Genomic DNA, 19,481 nt, shown 5'->3' with positions numbered 1-19,481 from the left:
ATCGCCCTTCCTCAGCGCAGTTGGCAGATGTCCAGGACCTTCATGTCGGTGTAGTCGAGGTTTTCCCCGCCCATGGCCCAGATGAAGGAATAGTTGGCGGTGCCGGAGCCCATGTGGATGGACCAGGGCGGCGACACCACGGCCTCGTTGTTGGCGACCACGATGTGGCGGGCCAGCTCCGGCTCACCCATGAAATGGAAAACGCGCTGGTCGTCCTTGATATCGAAGTAGAAATAGACCTCAGACCGGCGGTCGTGCAGGTGGGGCGGCATGGTATTCCACACGCTGCCCGGCTTCAGCATGGTCAGGCCCAGCAGCAACTGCGCCGACTGGCAGGTCTGGGGAATGATGTACTGGTAGATGGTGCGCTCGTTGCTGGTTTCCAGCGCCCCGCGCTCCAGCGGCACGGCCTGGTCGATGGAGATCTTCACCGTCTTGAAACGGGCGTGGGCCGGGGTGCTGGCCAGGTAGAACTTGGCAGGGTTTCCAGCATCGGCCGAGGCGAACACCACCGTCTCCGTCCCCATGGGGACATACAGGCCGTCGCGCGACGCCAGCTCATAGACCGCGCCGTCCACCGTGACCGTGCCGGGGCCGCCGACATTGACGATGCCCAGTTCCCGCCGCTCCAGGAAGGGCTTGCCGGCGGCCGAGGCCGGTTCCGTCTGCAGGGGAAGATCGAGGGGCGCCTCCACCGGGGCGGCGCCACCGATGATGAAGCGCTCATTGTGGGAATAGTTCAGGCTGACCTCACCCGCCACGAACAGGTCGGTGATGAGGTAGCGGTCGCGCAGCTGCTGGTTACGGGCGCCATCCATCATGTCGGGATGGGTCGCCTGATAGACCTTCTTGAACATGGCCATTCTCCCCGTATGTTTGTGGTTTCCCCGTTTGGGAAAGAGGTGCGGCGTGGACGGCGTTGCCCTCGCCGCCCCCTGTCATCAGTCCAGCTTGTAGGCGCGCTTGGGCAGGCGGTAGGCCAGGTCGATGGCCACCTCCGCCGCGTCGTCCTCGTCGATGCGGTGTTCCGCCACCAGGCGCGCCAGGAAGGCGCAGTCCACCCGGCGGGCCACGTCGTGGCGGGCGGGGATGGACAGGAAGGCGCGGGTATCGTCGTTGAAGCCCACGGTGTTGTAGAAGCCCGCCGTTTCCGTCGTCTGCTCGCGGAAGCGCATCATCCCTTCCGGGCTGTCGTGGAACCACCAGGCGGGGCCCAGCTTCAGCACCGGATAGTGGCCGGCCAGCGGCGCCAGCTCGCGCGCATAGACCGTTTCATCCAGGGTGAACAGGATGACGGACAGGCGTGGATCATTGCCGTAGCGGTCCAGCAGCGGCTTCAGCGCGTGGACGTATTCGGTGCGCAGCGGGATGTCGGCGCCCTTGTCGCGGCCATAGCGCTGGAAGATCTGGTGGTTGTGGTTGCGGAAGGAACCGGGGTGGATCTGCATGACCAGCCCGTCCTCCAGGCTCATGCCCGCCATCTCGGTCAGCATCTGGGCGCGGAACAGCTCGGCATCCGCGGCGGTGAAGGTGCCCTTCACCACGCGGGCGAACAGGACCTCGGCCTCGGCAGGCGACAGGTCGGCGGTGGCGGCGGTGACATGGCCATGGTCGCTGCTGGTGGCGCCCACGGCCTTGAAGTCGATGCGGCGCTTCCGGTGGGCGTTCAGATAGCCCCGCCAGCTGTAGACGTCCTCCCCGGTGATGGCGGCGAATTGCTCCATGGCCGGGCGGAAGTTCTCATGCTCCGGATCGATGACCGCGTCCGGGCGATAGGCGGTAATGACCTTGCCCTTCCAGCCGCTGTCGCGGATGGCCTCATGGTGGGCCAGCGTGTCCACCGGGCTTTCCGTGGTGGCGATGACCTCGATGTTGAACCGCTCGAACAGGGCGCGGGGGCGGAATTCCTCTGTCGCCAGCTTGGCGGTGATGGTGTCGAAGTAAAGATCGGAGGTTTCGGCGCTCAGCTTCACATCCAGGCCGAAGACCTGGGTGAAGACATGGTTCAGCCAGGTGGAGGACGGCGTGCCGCGGAACAGGTGGAAATGGCTGGCCAGCAGGCGCCAAGCCTCGCGCGGGTCGACATCCGGGGCCGGCTGGCCGGCCGCCGGGATGCCCAGCCGCTCCAACGTCACGCCCTGGCTGTAGAGCATGCGGTAAAGGTAGTGGTCGGGCTGCAGCAGCAGGGCGGTGGCGTTGGGGAACGCGTCGTTGCCGGCGAACCATGACGGGTCGGTGTGGCCGTGCGGGCTGATGATAGGCAGCCCCTTCACCCCCGCATACAGGCGGCGGGCGATGGCGCGCACCGCCGGGTCGGCGGGAAACAGGCGATCGTCATGCAGGGTCAGGTGCTGGGCCATCGGGGCCTTCCTTCACTATCCGCCAAGATGCGGCAACCGTTCTTCCAGGAGCGGCGTCCGATAGCCGGTTCGCCACTCTCCTCCCGCCCCATTTGGTAGCGGTCTTGGTAACCGGTGTCAATTTGACATCGCATGGCATGGTGTCGAAATCCACCTCGGGGGAGACTCACCCCCGGGGCGGAACGGAGGATTCGCGCACCACCATGCGGCTGACGACGCCGGTGGCGGTGTGCCCCTCCTCCTCATCGCTGGAGATGCGGATGATCAGCTTTTCCGCCGCCAGGCGCCCCAGATCCTTGGCGGGCAGGCGCACGGTGGTCAGCGACGGCCACAGGCGGGTGGCGATGGGGCTGTCGTCGAAGCCCACGATGGTCAGGTCGCGGGGAATGCTGATGCCCAGGCGCTGAGCCGTCTTGTAAACGCCGGCGGCCATCTCGTCGTTGCTGGCGAAAATGGCGGTAGGCCGGGGTTCCCGCGTCAGCAGGCGGGTGGCGCAGACCTCCCCCGATTCGAAGGTGTAGGCGCCCTCCTCCACCATCTCGGGCCGCAGGATGATGCCATGGTTCTTCAGGGTGGCGACGAAGCTTTCCCGGCGTTCGTGCGCGGACCGGTGGCGCGACGGCCCGGCGATGAATCCGATGTCGCGGTGCCCCAGGGCCGCCAGATGCTCGGCCACCTCCGCCGCCCCCTGGCGGTCGTTGTAGACCACCATGTTCGCCGCCTCATCCAAGGAGACGGCCGACAGGCGCACATAGCGGCAGCCCAGGTCGCGCAGCACCTCGACCAATTGCGGGTTTTCCGACGCCGGCGGCACGACGATCACGCCATCCAGGTTTTGCCGCTGCACGAACTGCTTGGCATCGTTCAGGAAATGCGGGCTTTTCTGATCGCAGGGATGCACCACCAATTCGAACCCCGCCAGGCGGCAGGCGGCCAGCACGCCCTCCTGGATGTTGACGATGAACTGGGCGTTGGGGTTGTCGTAAACCAGCCCCAGCAGGAAGGAGCGCTGGAACGCCAGGCCCCGCGCCTGAGGGCTGGGCACGTAACCAATCTGCTCGATGATGCCGTTGATGATGGTGCGCGTCTCTTCGTTGACGAAGGGCGACTGGTTGATGACCCGCGACACCGTCTTCTTGGACACGTGCGCCAGGCGCGCCACGTCATTGATGGTGGGCGGCCGGTCCAGGGTCCATGTCACGGCGTCGACGGCCACGGTCTGGATGCCGGCGGCGCGGCCGCGCCGGGCCCGTGCTTTTGGCTGCGTGTCCTGGGTCATGTCTTGGTTGCTTCTCGTTCTTCTTGTCAGGACTTCCGTCGAAGGTCCGTTCCTCTTCCTAGCATGCCGCGTCCCGGCCGCCGTCACAAAAGGGATTTGCGGGCGACGGGACGGGAACTCCCTCTACCACCCCGGCCGCCCCCCCTGGGCGTCATTCCGCCGCACCCCCGAAACTGCCCCCTTGCCCCATTAGGAAACCGGTGTCATTTATGGGTCCGAGGGAATGGGGTCTAGCGCGCTTGACGTGCCATGCCCCACCATCGCCATAACAAACATGTGGGAGGATAGACCCGTGATCAAACGTATCCTGGCGACAACCGCGCTCGCGGCTGCGCTGGCCGCCGGCACCGCCACCGCCGCCGACAAGACGGACGCGCTGGCCTTTCCCGGTGCCCAGGGCTGGGCGGCGCATACGCCCGGCGGACGCGGCGGCAAGATCATCAAGGTCACCAACCTGAACAGCGAGGGGCCCGGCTCCTTCCGCGAGGCCATCGAGACCAAGGGCCCACGCATCATCGTGTTCGAGGTCGGTGGCGTCATCGACCTGAACCAGAAGACCGTCAAGGTGATGGAGCCTTTCGTCACCATCGCCGGGCAGACGGCCCCCTCCCCCGGTATCACGCTAATCCGGGGCGGCATGGACATCGGCGCCCACGATGTGGTCATGCAGCACATCCGCATCCGCGTGGGCGACGCGGGCGCGCCCAAGAAAAGCGGATGGGAAGAGGACGCCGTCAGCACCGTGGGGGCGGCCTACAACGTCATCGTGGACCATTGCAGCCTGACCTGGGCGACGGACGAGAACCTGTCGGCCTCCGGCCCCCGCTTCAAGGGCGACACGCCGGACGAATGGCGGCAGAACACCTCCCACCGCATCACCTACTCCAACAACATCATCGCGGAGGGGTTGGCCCGCGCCACCCATATGAAGATCGAGCATTCCAAGGGCTCGCTCATCCATGACAACGTCACCGACATCCTGATCGTCGGCAACCTCTACGCCCACAATGTGGAGCGCAGCCCGCTGTTCAAGGGCGGCGTCCATGGCGTCATCGTCAACAACCTGATCTACGACCCCGGCCAGCGGGCGGTCCATTACAACCTGCAGGCCGAGGAATGGGGCGACCATCCCTACCAGGTCGGCCAGATGGCGGCCGTGGGCAACGTGCTGCGCGCCGGCCCCTCCACCCCCACGCCGCTGGCCTTCCTGGAAATCGGCGGCTATGGCGACCTGGAATATTACGGCAAGGACAACATCGCCGTGGACCGGGCGGGCGGGCCGCTGCCCTTGATGGGCCGCTACACCACCTCCCCCGCCAAGGTGATCGAGATGGACAAGGCGCCGCTGTGGCCGGAGGGCTTGACGCCCCTGCCGGCGGTGGACGTGCAGAAATCCGTGCTGCACAACGCCGGCGCCCGCCCCTGGGACCGCGACTACGACGACGTCCGCCTGCTGGCCGACGTGGCGGAAGGCCGGGGTGAGATCATCAACAGCCAGGACGACATCCACGGCTATCCCAACGAAAAGCCCAGCACCCGGCCCTTCAACCCGGCCGATTGGAACCTGGACGACATGACCCCGCGCACGGCCACGGCGCTGGACGCCAAGTCCAAGGCCAGGGGCACCTGAGACGCGTTGCCCATAAGACAAAGGGCGGCCCCGCAAGGCCGCCCTTTTTCTTTGACCGGAAACCGGCTTACTTCTTCGGCTGATCCGCCGGCTTGGCCACATCGGGCTTGGCCCCTTCGGTTGCGGCCGCCGTGGGCGTCGGGGCCGGCGGGGGCCCCAGGCTTTGCAGGGCGGCCGCCAAGCCGTCCAGTTGCACCGGCACGTCCATGGGGCTCTTGTCCGGCTTGGCGTAGCGCACCATCAGCACCTTGCCGTTGGTGAACTGCTTCAGCACGTCCTGGTCCAGGTTGGCCGAGGCGATACACCCGCCGGCCTGGCACAGCGTCAACGGCAGGGCGATGGGCTTGGCGCCATCCAGGGTCAGTTGCAGGCCCGGCTGCACCGGCGTGCCCAGGGGCACGGTGATGGCCAGCACCGGCTTGCCATCCGTCGACATGTAACCGATCTGGATATGCAGGACGATGGCGTTGCCGGGATTGGCGATGGCGAACTGCTCGACGAAGCAGACATCGCCGCCGCCAGCCCCCTTGGCGCAATTCTTGGCCCAGGGCGGTCCCGCCGGCTTCTGCGTCCCAGCACTGGCCGATTTGGCGCCGCCGGCCTTGTGGTGCTGGTACAGCATGATGCCGCCCACCGTCAGCAGCCCCAGCAGGAACAGCAGGCCGATCACGATCAGGGGGGTGCGCGAACCGCCAACGACGACGGTGGGGCGGGCCGGCGCGGGATCCTCTTTATGGGTCATGGATATGCTTTTTCTGTTATGGGCGCGATGCCGCCGGGTATGGCCGCGATAAGGCCGGAATTGTTGGGACATCGCGGCGGCGCGGTCAACCTCTCCCGCCTCGCGCCCTGGAGGTGGGGGCCGTTGGACGGCGGCATCGCGGCCGCGCGCCTGGGCTGTGCCCCGCCCCAGGCCGCCTCGCCGTCAGAATTGATCAGCAACCGGACGCCGCCGCCGTCATCTTGAAGATGCCCTGGGCATTGCCGCTGTCGAATCGCAAATCCAGCCGGCGCCCCGCTTCCCCGTGCCCCGTGTCAGAGTCGCCGGTTTCCGATTTGAGGGGATCGCGGGAAATGAACTCGTAGAACGACCCCGGCACGACGCGGCTGGTCAGATTACCCCGGGCGTCGATGAAGGGACGCTCCACCATCGCGGCGCGCAAGGCCGTCTGGCGCACCGTGCCGTCGCGCGACACCTCCACCTTGGGCTTCATCTCATAGCCCCGGGCCTTGAGGTCCTCGGCCAACGCCTCCACGTCGGCCACCCGGTCGGTGGCGTGGTTGAAGCGGTTGCCCTCGGTGGCGATCCAGGCCAATTCCGCCGATTCCGCCAACAGGGTCTCATACTGCGCCAGGGTCGGCACCGGATGATGGCGGTCGAACAGGCGCAGCAACTCGCCCACCAGGGCCGTCGCCTCGTCCAGCGTCAGCGTGCCGCCGGCGGCCAGGCGGTCCAGCAGGCCCTGGGCGTCGGCGGCCAGGGGATCATCCTTCACCTGGAACACCTCCAGCGCCGCCGCCTGCACCGCCGGCGAGAAACGGTCGGGGAAGATTTCGCTGACGAAGAACTGGGCGATATCCTCCGGGTAATCGCGGTGGGTGTAAGCGTAGCCCATCATGCGCAGCCGCTCCAACGGGTAGGTCCCGCCGACGTGATAACCCAGCGGCTCCAACACCCGGGCGAAGGCGGCATGGCCGGGCGGCAATGCCCCCAGGCCGGGAGCGTTCACCGTGCGCAGGGCGCCGTGGTCGAACACCATGCGCCCGCCCTGCTCCCGCACATAGCGGGCCCCCTCCGGCACCTCACGCAGCAGGCCGCGGAACAGCTGCATGGTCAGGGCCTGGGCCACCACGGCGCGCGGCACGGCGTCGCCATGGTCGGCCAGGAAGTCGGGATGCAGGGCCAGCATCTCCATGAGCCGGCCGGCCTCCTCCGGACCGACCAGGCCCTGGGCGATCTTCTGAACGGTGGGCGTCTTCATGCGACCGTCCCTCCTCAACCGATGTCGAACTGCACGCCTTGGGCAAGCGGCAGGGCGCTGGAGTAATTGATGGTGTTGGTGGCCCGGCGCATATAGGCCTTCCAGCTGTCGGAGCCGGCCTCGCGCCCACCGCCGGTTTCCTTCTCGCCGCCAAAGGCGCCGCCGATCTCGGCACCCGACGGGCCCAGGTTGACGTTGGCGATGCCGCAGTCCGACCCGGCGGCGCTGATGAAGGTTTCGGCCTCGCGCATGTCGGTGGTGAAGATGCTGGAGGCCAGCCCCTGCGGCACGCCGTTCTGCAGGGCGATGGCCTGGTCCAGGTCGCGGTAGCGCACGACGTAGAGGATGGGGGCGAAGGTTTCCTCCAGCATGGGGCCCCCCTGGTCCGGCATGGTCACCAGCGCCGGGCGGACGTAGTAGGCGTCGCTGGAGCCCACCTCCACCCGCTCCCCGCCGATCACGGTGCCGCCGGCGGCCTTGGCGGCGGCCAGCGCCTTGACCATGCCCTCATACGAGGCCTTGTCGATCAGCGGGCCCACCAGGGTGCCGGCCTCTCGCGGGTCGCCCACCTTGACGCTGCGGTAGGCAGCGGCCAGCCGGTCCAGCAGGCGGTCGGCCACGGCCTCGTGCACGATCAGGCGACGCAGGGTGGTGCAGCGCTGGCCAGCCGTGCCCATGGCGGCGAAGGCGATGCCGCGCACCGCCAGTTCCAGGTCGGCCGAGGGTGCCACGATGGCGGCGTTGTTGCCGCCCAGTTCCAGGACGGCGCGGGCGAAACGCGCCGCCAGGCGCGGCGCCACGGCCCGGCCCATGCGGGTGGAGCCCGTGGCGGACACCAGCGGCACCAAGGGATGGTCCACCAGCGCCTGGCCCACGTCGGCGTGTCCCTGGGCCAGGATGGACAAACCATCGGGCGCGGAACCGAACTTGGCGGCGGCGCGGTCAAAGGCCGCCTGCACGGCGATGGCCGTCAGCGGCGTCTTTTCCGACGGCTTCCAGACGACGCTGTTGCCGCAGACCAGGGCCAGGGCCGCGTTCCACGACCATACCGCCACCGGGAAGTTGAAGGCGCTGATGACGCCGCAGACGCCCAGCGGGTGCCAGGTTTCCATAAGGCGGTGGCCCGGCCGCTCGGTCGCTATGGTCAGGCCGTAGAGCTGGCGGGACAGGCCGACGGCGAAGTCGCAGATGTCGATCATCTCCTGCACTTCGCCCAGGCCCTCGGACACGATCTTGCCGGCCTCCAAGGTCACCAGCAGGCCCAGGTCGCCGCGCACGGCGCGCAGTTCCTCACCCAACAGGCGCACCAGTTCGCCGCGGCGGGGCGCCGGCACCAACCGCCATTCCAGGTGGGCGGCGTGCGCCTTGCGCACCAGCGCATCGACGTCGCCAGCGGACAGGGCCCGCACCCGGCCCGCCTCGCCACCATCGATGGGGCTGCGCGCCACGATATCGCCGCCGGCCAGCACGGCCCGGTCCACGCCCAGCCGGTCCAGCACCGCCAGAATGTCACCGCGGGTTTCGCCCACTGCCGTCATCGCTTCGTCCCTCATGCTGCTTTATTGCTTAAGCGGTGCGCCCGGTCAGGCGACGCGCGCCACCACCTGGTCCACCGGGTTCGCCCCCTGATAGGCGCGGCCGAAGCGGTTGGCCAGGAAATCATCCAGCGCGATGTCCTCCTGGCGGATGAAGCCATGTGCCGGCAGCCGGCCATCGGCCAGCATGTCCAGCACGGCGCAGATGCCGGCGGCGGTGGTGGTCTGGATGGCGGTGCGCTGGCGGCCATGGGCATAGTCGCCGAACACGCGGCTGGAATAGCTTTCCTGGGTCAGTTGGCCGTCCAGCATGCCGCTGACGGTGACGAAGATGACCACCACGTCCTGCAGGGTGGCGGGCAAGGCCCCCTCCAGCACCGTCTTGAACAGGTCGCGCCGGTCGCGCAGGCGCAGGTCGTTCAACAGGGTCTTCATCAACTGGCAATGACCAGGATAGCGGATGGTCTTGTAGTTCAGGGTGCGCACGCGGCCCTTCAGCACCTCCGCCAGGCTGCCCAGGCCGCCGGAGGTGTTGAACGCCTCATAGGGCACGCCGTCCAGCCAGAACTCCTCCCGCTCCTCCAGCGCCGGCACCTCGCGCAGCGTGCCTTCGACGATGGCCTCACAGGGCTCGCAATACTCGTTGATGACGCCGTCGGTGCTCCAGGTCAGGTTGTAGCCCAGGGAGTTGCTGGCGTAGCGCGGCAGGGCGCCGACGCGCAGGCGCACGGCCTCCAGCGTGTCAAACTTCTTGGCCAGGCTGCCGGCGACGATGGAGATGAAGCCCGGTGCCAGGCCGCATTGGGGAATGAAGGCGTTGGGGGCGTTGGCGGCCAGTTCCTTCACCCGGCGTGTGGTGGCCACGTCCTCCGTCAGGTCCAGGTAATGGCAGCGGGCGATGGCCGCCGCCTCCGCCACCTTGATGGTGAGGTGATAGGGGGCGGCGCTCAGCACGGCATAGGCGCCGGTCAGCGCCTCGGTCAGGGCGGTCACGTCGCCGATGTCGACCTCGCGCCGCTCGATGGGCAGGCGCTTGGAGACGCCTTCCAGCGCCTTGGCCGAGCGGTCCAGGACCGTCACCAGGTAATCACCCGATCCCGCCAGGTTCTCCGCGATGATGGACCCGATCTTGCCCGCCCCGACGACCACGATGCGACGCATCTGCGCTCTCCCGTTTTCAAAGTTCCCTGTGAAAACGACTTTCCGGCAAACCCTTGACGGAATGAACAGCCAATGCGACCAATCTGATGCAATATGGTGGGCAAAATGAACAGTCAGACCGACAATTTTCAAGCGGACGACCTGGACATCGCGCTGCTGCGCCTGCTGGAGGCGGACAGCCGGCTGCCCACCGTCACCCTGGCCAAGCGGCTGGGCGTGTCCCGCACCACGGTGCAGGCACGGTTGGAGCGTCTGGTGGCACGCGGGGTCATCACCGCCTTCACCATCCGGCTGGATGCGGACTACCTCGCCCGCCGCATCCAGGGCCATGTCGCCATCACCCTGTTGCCCAAGGCGGCGCGACAGGTGGAAACGCGGCTGAAGGCCATGCCCCAGGTGCGCCAGCTCTACGCCGTCAGCGGCCCCTTCGACATGATCGCCGTCGTCTCCACCGAATCCATCGCGGAAATGAACATGGTGATCGACGACATCGGCGCGGTGGACGGGGTGGAGCGCACCAACTCCTCCATCATCTTGTCGCAGCGCCTGGCCCGCTGAGCGGCCGAGGCCAAGACTGAGCGGCTGAGTCGGCCCGAGGGCCCTCGGCGGCGGACGCCCCCTTTTCCGAAGATTGCCCTGGCAGCCCTGATCGCGTGCAAAAAATGGCGCGAGTCGTACGGCTTTTATCTATTCCGTTCGACCTAGGCAATTGTGCCGGTAATTATGTTTCCGAATCGTTTCAAATGTGCGCACGACTGTTACAAGGCAGTTACACATCGCCGTGAAACCGGTTCCCAAAGTCGTCATTTTTGCGACGCACCATTGACGCCCATAAAATATCCAAAATACCCTTTTCCCGTTGGTCCTGGCACAAGGGGGACACGACTCCAAAAGAGATTTGTCTGGTTGGGGCCAGCAATATCAACAATCTCCAGAACAGCGGGGAAATCCATGGGCATGCCAAAATTTGGGCGGCGCGCATTGCTGCTGTCTTCGACCATGCTTGTCGGCGCGTTGGCGGCGGCAAATAATGCTGCGGCGCAACAAACGGCCAGCGCCAGCACCGACATGCAGGAAATCGTCGTCACCGGATCGCGCATCAAGCAGGCCGCGAACCTGACCAGCGACAGCCCGCTGACCACGGTGGACAGCGTGGAGATGAAGCTCCAGGGCACCACCAACGTCGAAACGATGCTGAACAACCTGCCCGGCATCACGGCGGCCCAGACCAACGCGCAATCCAACGGCGCCACCGGCACCGCCACCATCAACCTGCGCAATCTGGGCGAATCCCGCACCCTGGTGCTGATCGATGGTCGCCGCATGCCGCTGGGCGACCCGACCTACCCCTATGCCGACGTCAACTTCATCCCCGGCGCGCTGGTGGAAAGCGTGGACGTGGTCACGGGCGGCGCCTCCGCCGTCTATGGTTCCGATGCCGTGGCGGGCGTCGTGAATTTCAAGATGAAGCGCGACTTCGAAGGCGTGAAGGTCGACTACCAGTTCTCCGCCGCCCAGCACAGCAACGAGAACGGCGACGCCCAGAAGGTTCTCAAGAATTCCAGCTATCCGGTCACCATCCCGGGTGATCGCTTCGACGGGTTCGTCCGCGACAGCTCCTTCGTGATCGGCGCCAATGCCCCCAACAACAAGGGCAACGTCACCGCCTACGCGACCTATCGCTGGACGGAACCGGTGACCCAGGCGACGCGCGACTGGTCGGCCTGCACCATGGCGACCACCAGCAGCAACGAGGACGCCCTGGCGACCCAGGACGATCAGCGCTACTGCTCCGGCTCCTCCAACAGCGCCTACGGCCGCTTCCGCACCAACGGCTCGGGCACCGGCTATTCGCTGAACCCGGACGGGTCGGCGTCCTTCGTCAAATACAATAGCGCCCTGGCCTTCAACTACGGCCCCTACAACTACATCCAGCGCCAGGACGAGCGTTACACCGGCGGCGCCTTCGCCCATTACGAGATCAACCCGGCCTTCGACGTCTACACCGACTTCATGTTCATGTCGGACCATACCAAGGCGCAGATCGCGCCGTCCGGCTTCTTCAGCGGAACGACGTATTCCATCAACTGCGACAATCCGCTGATGTCGGCGTCGGAGGCGACGACGCTGTGCGGCGCCAATGCCGGCAGCGGCAGCGCCACCTGGAATGGCTACGTCGCCTATCGCTTCACCGACAACAACGCGCCCCGCTACGACGACCTGCGGCACACCGATTACCGCTATGTCATCGGCACCAAGGGCGACCTGGGCGGCGGCTGGTCCTACGACGTCTACGGCCAGCACTCCGCCGTGATCTATAACGAGACCTATCAGAACGACGTTTCCATCACCAAGCTGCAGAACGCCCTGTTGGTGAAGAACGTCAACGGCGTCGCCACCTGCGAATCCGTGATCAATGGCACGGACTCCAGCTGCGTGCCCATCAACGTCTTCCAGTTGGGCAAGATCAGCAGCGCCGCCTACAACTACGTCTACACCACCAGCTTCAAGGAAGGCTCCACCACCCAGGACATCGTCAGCGGCTCCGTCTCCGGCGACTTCGGCGCCTGGGGCGTGAAAAGCCCCTTCGCCAAGGACCCGGTCGCCGTGGCCTTCGGCACCGAGTGGCGGCGCGACGCCATTGACCTGAAGTACAGCGAGAACGTGCTGTCCGGCGACCTGTCCGGCTCCGGTGCCGGCACCACCCAGCCGGCGATAGGCGCCACCGAGGTGAAGGACATCTTCGGCGAACTGCGCCTGCCTCTGGTCACCGACAAGCCGTTCATCAAGGACCTGTCGGTCGATGCCGGTTATCGCTGGTCGGACTACAACCTGGCGGGCAAGGCCAACACCTACAAGGCCAGCCTGAACTACGCCCCCGTCAGCGACGTGGCCTTCCGCGGTGGCTATAACCACGCCGTCCGCGCCCCCAACATCATCGAGCTGTTCCAGACCAGCACGTCGGGCATCGGCGGCGCGCTGGACCCCTGCTCCGGGTCCAACCCGTCGGCGTCGCTGGCTCAGTGCGCCCGTACCGGGGTTTCGGCGGCCCAGTACGGCAACATCTCCGACTGCACCTCCGTCGACGGCTGCAACACGCTGAGCGGCGGCAACAAGGCGCTGAAGCCGGAAACGGCGGACACCTACACCGCCGGCTTCGTCTTCACCCCGACCTTCGTGCCCAACTTCGCGGCCACGGTCGACTACTACAACATCAAGATCGAGAACCTGATCGGCACGGTGCCGACCTCGCAAATCATGTCGCAGTGCTTGAACACCGGCAATTCCTACTACTGCGACCTGATCCACCGCGGGGCGGCCGGCAGCCTGAACTCCAGCGACGGCTATTTCATCACCACCGACATCAACGCCGGCTACCGCCAGCAGGCGGGCGTGGACGTCTCCGGCACCTATCGCCAGGACCTGGAGGATTTCGGGATCAAGGACCTGGGCGCCCTCACCCTGAAGTTCATCGGCTCCTGGACGCAGTTCAACCGCTACCAGCCGTTGCTGCATGAAGCCAAGTACGACTGCGCCGGCCTGTACGGCAGCACCTGCGGCCAGCCCACGCCGCACTGGCGCCATCAGTTCCGCCTCACCTGGAACACGCCGTGGAACGCCGACCTGTCGGTCAACTGGCGCTATATCGGCGGCAGCAGCCTGGACAACAACAGCACCGACCCCAGCCTGAACGCCGGCTCCGGCATCTACAACAACATCGACGGCAAGATTTCCGCCTACAATTACTTCGACCTGGCGGGGACCATCAACCTGATGGACCACTACACGCTGCGGTTCGGCGTCAACAACCTGTTCGACAAGGACCCGCCCATCCAGTCCGCCAACGACGATTACGTCAGCGTGCTGGGCGGTTACGGCAACGGCAACACCTATCCCGGCATCTACGACACCCTGGGCCGGACGTTCTTCCTGGGCATCACCGCCGATTTCTAATCGGCGGAGGGGCTTCCTGGGCATCACCGCCGATTTCTAAACCGCCGACTTCCGAGACGGCCTATCGTATAACATCGATACGCGGCGGGTCCCTGCCCAGGGGCCCGCCGCTCTCGCTTCCGCCCACCCTTCCGTTCCACCATACCGGCACCCGCCTCATGACCAACGGCCAGTCCCCCTTCTCCATCCCCGTCCCGCGTGCCGCCTCCGCCGCCCAGAAGCAGCGCATCCAATCGCTGATCCAGCAGGCGCTGACGTTCCAAACGCGGGGTCAGTTGCATGAGGCGGAGCAGATCCTGCGCCAGGTGCTGGCGTTGGACGCCGCCGAGCCGGACGCCCTGCAACTGCTGGGGCTGATCGCCAAGCGCCATGGGGACTTGGACCAGGCGGAGCAGTTGCTGCGCCGATCGCTGGCCGTGGACAGCCGGCAGCCCCATGTGAACTACAACCTGGGCAACCTGCTGAAGGATACCGGCCGGCCGTCCCAGGCCCTGCCCTTTTATGAAAAGGCCATCCTGCACAAGTCCGACTATGTCGAGGCCTACAGCAATCGCGCCGAATGCCTGGTGGCGTTGGCGGGGCAGGAACCGGCCAACGCGCGGCCGCTGTTGGAGGCCGCCCTGCCCCTGTATCGCCGGGCCTTGCAGTTGCAGCCCGATTACGTGGCGGCCCGGGTGGGCATCGCCGAGGCCTACCTGCAATTGGACGAGCCGAAGCGGGCGGAGGAAATGCTGCGCGCCGGCCTCACCCGGCTGCCCAACGACTTCTACCTGAACAACAGCCTGGGATCGGCCCTGCGCCGCCAGCAGCGTTTCGAGGATGCCGCCCCCTACCTGAGGCGCGCGGCGGAGCGGGCGCCGGACCGCTGGCAGATCTGGTTGAACCTGGGCAACACCCTGCTGGCCTTGGGCCAGTTGGATGAGGCCATCACCTGCCTGAAAAAGGTGGTGGTGCTGGACCCCGGCAATTACGCCGCCCAAGCCGCCCTGAACCAGGCGTTGTGGGAAACGGGACAGCATGCGCAGCTGCTGAACTCCTACGAATGGGCCAAGGAGCGCAAGCCCAACGACCCCGATTTGCTGGAGATGGCGGCGGAGGCCTACATCCTGTTCGGTCGCCATGACGAGGCGGAGGCCAACATCGCCGCCGCCGCCGCCTTGCGTCCGGAATCCCCCTCGCTGCCCCGCCTGCGCGCCACCCTGCTGCTGGCCCAGGAGCGCGTGCCGGAGGCGCTGGAGGTCGCCCTTGAGGGATTGAAGACGGCGCCGGACGACCAGCGGCTGCTGTACCGGACGGCCGAGGCCGCTCTGCGCCTGAACCGTCCGGCCGAGGCGCTGGACGCCGCCCGCCGACTGGGCGCCCTGGTGCCGGATAGCCAGTTCGCCGTGGCGTTCGAGGCGACGGCCCATCGCCTGATGGGACAGGCGGACCCACGGGGGCTTTACGATTACGACCGCTTCATCCACGCGGTCGACCTGGCCGCGCCCGCTGGCTATGCCGACCTGGGCGCCTTCCATGCCGACCTGATGGCGGCGCTGGACGTGCAGCACGTGGCACAGCACGAGCCGATCGAGCAGACCCTGCGCAACGGCACCCAGACACGCGAAAACCTGTTCACCCGCGCTAACGCCGCGCCGTCCATCCTGGCCCTGCGCGACAACGTCCTGGCCGCTGCCCGGCGCTATATCGCCGGCTTGCCCGATGATGGCACGCATCCCTTCCTGCGCCGCAAAGGCCAGGAATTGCACTGGGCCGGGTCGTGGTCGGCCCGGCTGCGCAGCCAGGGTTATCACACCAACCACATCCATCCGGAGGGATGGATCAGCGGCTGCTATTACGTGGACATGCCGGACGCGGTGGCGGACGCGGAAGGCAAGCAGGGCTGGATCACCTTCGGCGCCTTCGCCCAAGGCAACGGCGCCACCCTGCCGTGGGAGCGGGCCATCCAGCCACGCCCCGGCCTGCTGGTGCTGTTCCCAAGCTATATGTGGCACGGGACCATCCCCTTCCACGGCGACCAGACACGCACCACCGTCGCCTTTGATATCGGCGGGCGCGGCTGAATGACGGAACACGGGGGTGACGGGGCTACGCCCTTCCCCTCGTGATTCGGGATTGCCTATTTTTTGCGCTGCCCAAAAAACATGCTGCAACGCACTTTAACCATCGCGGGCAATGATGATACCGTGACCGGTGTCAGGGCACCGGGGGCTATGGGTTGCCATCGCTTCCGCGAACAGGGGAAGTCATGAGCATCCACGTCGCCATCAACCACAAAACGATCTACCGTTACGACCGGCTGATCAATCTGGGGGCCCAACTGGTGCGCCTGCGGCCGGCGCCGCACTGCCGCACGCCCATCCTGTCCTATTCGCTAAAGGTCACGCCCAAGCAGCATTTCCTGAACTGGCAACAGGATCCCCAGTCCAACTGGCTGGCGCGCCTGGTTTTCCCCGAGAAGACCGATGAGTTCACGCTGGAGGTGGACCTGGTGGCCGACATGGCGGTCATCAACCCGTTCGACTTCTTCCTGGAACCGGCGGCGGAGAAATTCCCCTTCACCTATGAGCCGTGGCTGGCCAAGGACCTGAAGCCCTTCCTGGAGGCGGAGGAACCCGGCCCCCTGGTCCAGGCCCTGCTGGATGGGGTAGACCGCACGCCCACCGGCACCGTGGCCTTCCTGGCCGACCTGAACCTGAAGCTGCAACAGCGCATCGGCTACGTCATCCGCCTGGAACCGGGCGTGCAGACGCCGGAGGAAACGCTGGGGCTGGGCACCGGGTCCTGCCGCGACACCGCCTGGCTGCTGGTCCAGGTGCTGCGCAACCTGGGCCTGGCGGCGCGGTTCGCGTCGGGCTACCTGGTGCAACTCGTCGCCGACCAGAAGCCGCTGGAGGGACCGGACGGCCCCTCCGCCGACTTCACCGACCTGCACGCCTGGACGGAGGTCTACCTGCCCGGTGCCGGCTGGATCGGGCTGGACCCCACCTCCGGCCTGTTCGCGGGTGAGGGGCATATCCCCCTGGCCTGCACGCCCGACCCCTTCTCCGCCGCCCCGGTCACGGGCGGGCTGGACATGTGCGAGGTGACGTTCGAGCACGCGATGTCGGTGACCCGCATCCGGGAGCAGCCGCGCACCACCAAGCCCTACACCCCAGACCAGTGGGGCGCCATCGACCGCCTGGGGCACCAGGTGGACCGCGAGATCGTGGACGGCGACATTCGCCTGACCATGGGCGGCGAGCCCACCTTCATCTCCATCGACGACATGGAGGGGGCGGAGTGGAACACAGCGGCGCTGGGCCCCACCAAGCGCCTGCTGTCCGGCGACCTGATCCGCCGGCTGCAGGCGCGCTACGCCCAGGGCGGCCTGCTGCATTTCGGCCAGGGTAAATGGTATCCGGGCGAAAGCCTGCCGCGCTGGGCCCTGCAACTGTATTGGCGCCGCGACGGCGACGCGCTGTGGACCCATGGCGAATACCTGGCCGACGAACGGCGCCATTACGGCTATGGGCCGGCGGAATCGGAGGCCTTCATCCGCCGCCTGGCGGAACGACTGGGCATAAACCCGGACTACGCCCGCGGCGCCTTTGAGGATCCTTGGCACTACATCCACAAGGAACGCGAGCTGCCGGTGAATGTCGACCCCTTCGACAGCAAGCTGGAGGACGCGGAGGAGCGGGCGCGCCTGGCCAAGGTGTTCGAGACCGGCCTGGGCACCCCCATCGGCTACGCCCTGCCCATCCAGCGGCGGCACGAGGCGTCCGGCCCCGTCTGGCTGTCCAGCGCCTGGACCACGCGCACCGACAGGCTGCTGCTGGCCCCGGGCGACAGCCCCATCGGTTATCGCCTGCCCCTGGGCTCGCTGCCCTGGGTCGACACCATCGACCGGGTCTATTCCTATGAGCAGGATCCGTTCGACAGCCGGCCGGAGTTACCGGCGCGTGAGGAGCTGGAAAAGCAGATGGCCCTGCGCAAGGGCCAGACGGAGCCCTTGCGCCAGCGCATGATGGCCGATGTCCGGGACAGGCAGGACAAGGTGCCGGAAAAAGGCGCCAGCGCCTGGTGGGTGGTGCGCACCGCCCTGTGCGTGCAGCCGCGCGACGGGCGCCTCTACATCTTCCTGCCGCCCACCAGCTACCTGGAGGATTGGATCGAACTGGTCACCCAGATCGAGGCCACCTGCGTGGACCTGGATCTGGCCGTCGTCCTGGAAGGCTATCCTCCGCCCCGCGACCCGCGCCTGAACAGCATCGCGGTGACGCCGGACCCGGGCGTGATCGAGGTGAACATCCACCCCGCGTCCAACTGGACGGACCTGGTCTACACCACCACCACCCTGTATGAGGACGCGCGCCAGACCCGCCTGGGTACGGAAAAGTTCGCGCTGGACGGCCGCCATGTCGGCACGGGCGGCGGCAACCATGTGGTGGTGGGCGGCCCGACAGCGGCGGACAGCCCCTTCCTGCGCCGGCCGGACGTGCTGCGGTCCCTGCTCACCTATTTCCAGAACCACCCCAGCCTGTCCTACCTGTTCAGCACCATGTTCATCGGGCCGACCAGCCAGCACCCTCGGGTGGATGAGGCGCGACACGAAAGCCTGTATGAGCTGGAGATCGCCTTCAAGGAGTTGGACCGCGCCGGCCCCAACCCGCCGCCGTGGCTGATCGACCGGGCGCTGCGCCACCTGCTGGTGGACGTGCAGGGCAACACCCACCGCTCCGAATTCTGCATCGACAAGCTGTACAGCCCCGACAGTTCAACCGGCCGCCTGGGTCTGGTGGAACTGCGCAGCTTCGAGATGCCGCCGCATGCGCAGATGAGCCTGGTGCAGCAATTGTTGCTGCGGACCCTGATCGCCTGGTTCTGGCGGGAGCCCTACCGCGCCGGCCTGGTGCGCTGGGGCACCAAGCTGCACGACCGTTTCCTGCTGCCGCAGTTCGTGACGCAGGATATCCAGGACGTGGTGACGGAACTGCGGGAGGCCGGCTACGCCTTCGAGGAGTCGTGGTTCGCCCCGCACCTCAATTTCCGTTTCCCCAAGATCGGCGCCGTCAGCCAGCGCAGCCTGACCCTGGAACTGCGCACCGCCCTGGAACCATGGCACGTGTTGGGCGAGGAACCGGGAGGTGGCGGCACCGTGCGCTATGTCGACAGCAGCCTGGAGCGCATCCAGGTGCGGATGACCGGCATGGTGGGCGACCGCTACGCCGTCACCTGCAACGGCCGGCGGCTGCCCCTGCACCCCACCGGCACCGAGGGGGAGTATGTGGCGGCCGTGCGCTACCGCGCCTGGCAGCCGCCCGGATGCCTACACCCGACTATCCCCGTGCATACGCCTTTGGTCTTCGATATTTTGGATCTGTGGACCGAACGGTCCGTCGGCGGCTGCACTTATCACGTTGCCCATCCAGGAGGGCGCAACTTCACCACCTTCCCGGTCAATGCCAATGAAGCGGAAGGCCGCCGCCTGGCGCGCTTCCATCCCTTCGGGCATACACCGGGGCCCATGACCATCCCGCCCGAAACACGGAACCCGGACTATCCCATGACCCTGGACCTGAGACTTGGCTGAGTAGG

The 19,481-nt window shown here is 66.7% G+C and carries 13 protein-coding genes; 5 read left to right on the top strand and 8 right to left on the bottom strand.

Annotation, left to right across the window (positions count from 1 at the left end; translation table 11 throughout):
- Positions 1–11: 11 nt before the first annotated feature.
- The 3 genes from kduI to ULB03_RS12290 form a co-directional block, all read right to left on the bottom strand.
- Positions 12–857 (bottom strand): 5-dehydro-4-deoxy-D-glucuronate isomerase, encoded by an 846-nt coding sequence (gene kduI, locus ULB03_RS12300; protein WP_322483390.1) that lies wholly within the window; start codon positions 855–857, stop codon positions 12–14.
- 84 nt (positions 858–941) lie between these two features.
- A complete protein-coding gene (gene uxaC / locus ULB03_RS12295) occupies positions 942–2,360 on the bottom strand; it encodes a glucuronate isomerase (protein WP_322483389.1) in 1,419 nt (472 codons plus the stop codon).
- A gap of 166 nt (positions 2,361–2,526) precedes the next feature.
- Positions 2,527–3,639, bottom strand: coding sequence for a LacI family DNA-binding transcriptional regulator (locus ULB03_RS12290; protein WP_322483388.1), 1,113 nt, complete (start codon positions 3,637–3,639; stop codon positions 2,527–2,529).
- Positions 3,640–3,931: 292 nt separating this feature from the next.
- Here ULB03_RS12290 and ULB03_RS12285 point away from each other — a divergent pair, with 292 nt between their 5' ends.
- Positions 3,932–5,269, top strand: a complete 1,338-nt coding sequence (locus ULB03_RS12285; protein WP_322483387.1) for a pectate lyase family protein — start codon at positions 3,932–3,934, stop codon at positions 5,267–5,269.
- A gap of 67 nt (positions 5,270–5,336) precedes the next feature.
- Here the strand turns inward: ULB03_RS12285 and ULB03_RS12280 are convergent, their stop codons facing one another.
- The 4 genes from ULB03_RS12280 to ULB03_RS12265 all read right to left on the bottom strand — a co-directional run bounded on the left by ULB03_RS12280 (position 5,337) and on the right by ULB03_RS12265 (position 9,947).
- Complete coding sequence (locus ULB03_RS12280) at positions 5,337–6,011, bottom strand: invasion associated locus B family protein (RefSeq protein ID WP_322483386.1); 675 nt, start codon at positions 6,009–6,011, stop codon at positions 5,337–5,339.
- A gap of 193 nt (positions 6,012–6,204) precedes the next feature.
- Positions 6,205–7,251 carry a 2-oxoadipate dioxygenase/decarboxylase family protein gene (locus tag ULB03_RS12275; protein ID WP_322483385.1) on the bottom strand — a complete coding sequence of 349 codons (1,047 nt, stop codon included), beginning with the start codon at positions 7,249–7,251 and terminating at the stop codon, positions 6,205–6,207.
- A gap of 14 nt (positions 7,252–7,265) precedes the next feature.
- On the bottom strand, positions 7,266–8,789 hold the full coding sequence (gene amaB, locus ULB03_RS12270; RefSeq protein WP_322483384.1) for an L-piperidine-6-carboxylate dehydrogenase: 1,524 nt from the start codon (positions 8,787–8,789) through the stop codon (positions 7,266–7,268).
- Positions 8,790–8,834: 45 nt separating this feature from the next.
- Positions 8,835–9,947: a saccharopine dehydrogenase family protein gene (locus ULB03_RS12265; RefSeq protein ID WP_322483383.1), complete on the bottom strand. Its 1,113-nt coding sequence runs from the start codon at positions 9,945–9,947 to the stop codon at positions 8,835–8,837.
- A gap of 105 nt (positions 9,948–10,052) precedes the next feature.
- Between ULB03_RS12265 and ULB03_RS12260 the strand changes: the two genes are divergently transcribed.
- Positions 10,053–10,505, top strand: a complete 453-nt coding sequence (locus tag ULB03_RS12260; RefSeq protein WP_322483382.1) for an Lrp/AsnC family transcriptional regulator — start codon at positions 10,053–10,055, stop codon at positions 10,503–10,505.
- Positions 10,506–10,750: 245 nt separating this feature from the next.
- On the opposite strand, the gene ULB03_RS12255 is transcribed toward ULB03_RS12260, so the two are convergent.
- Positions 10,751–11,017, bottom strand: coding sequence for a hypothetical protein (locus ULB03_RS12255; RefSeq protein WP_322483381.1), 267 nt, complete (start codon positions 11,015–11,017; stop codon positions 10,751–10,753).
- On the opposite strand from ULB03_RS12255, the gene ULB03_RS12250 reads away from it, so the two are divergent.
- The 3 genes from ULB03_RS12250 to ULB03_RS12240 all read left to right on the top strand — a co-directional run bounded on the left by ULB03_RS12250 (position 11,016) and on the right by ULB03_RS12240 (position 19,476).
- Entirely contained in the window at positions 11,016–13,901 is a 2,886-nt protein-coding gene (locus ULB03_RS12250; RefSeq protein ID WP_322483380.1) for a TonB-dependent receptor domain-containing protein, read from the top strand. The two genes, ULB03_RS12255 and ULB03_RS12250, sit on opposite strands and share 2 nt — an antisense overlap.
- Before the next feature lie 158 nt (positions 13,902–14,059).
- On the top strand, positions 14,060–15,964 hold the full coding sequence (locus ULB03_RS12245; protein WP_322483379.1) for a tetratricopeptide repeat protein: 1,905 nt from the start codon (positions 14,060–14,062) through the stop codon (positions 15,962–15,964).
- A gap of 185 nt (positions 15,965–16,149) precedes the next feature.
- Positions 16,150–19,476: a transglutaminase family protein gene (locus ULB03_RS12240; RefSeq protein WP_322483378.1), complete on the top strand. Its 3,327-nt coding sequence runs from the start codon at positions 16,150–16,152 to the stop codon at positions 19,474–19,476.
- The last annotated feature ends 5 nt before the right edge of the window (positions 19,477–19,481 follow it).

The sequence above is a fragment of the Nitrospirillum goiasense genome (genome assembly GCF_034427435.1).
Classification (GTDB): domain Bacteria; phylum Pseudomonadota; class Alphaproteobacteria; order Azospirillales; family Azospirillaceae; genus Nitrospirillum.
This window is presented reverse-complemented; position numbering and strand designations above follow the sequence as displayed.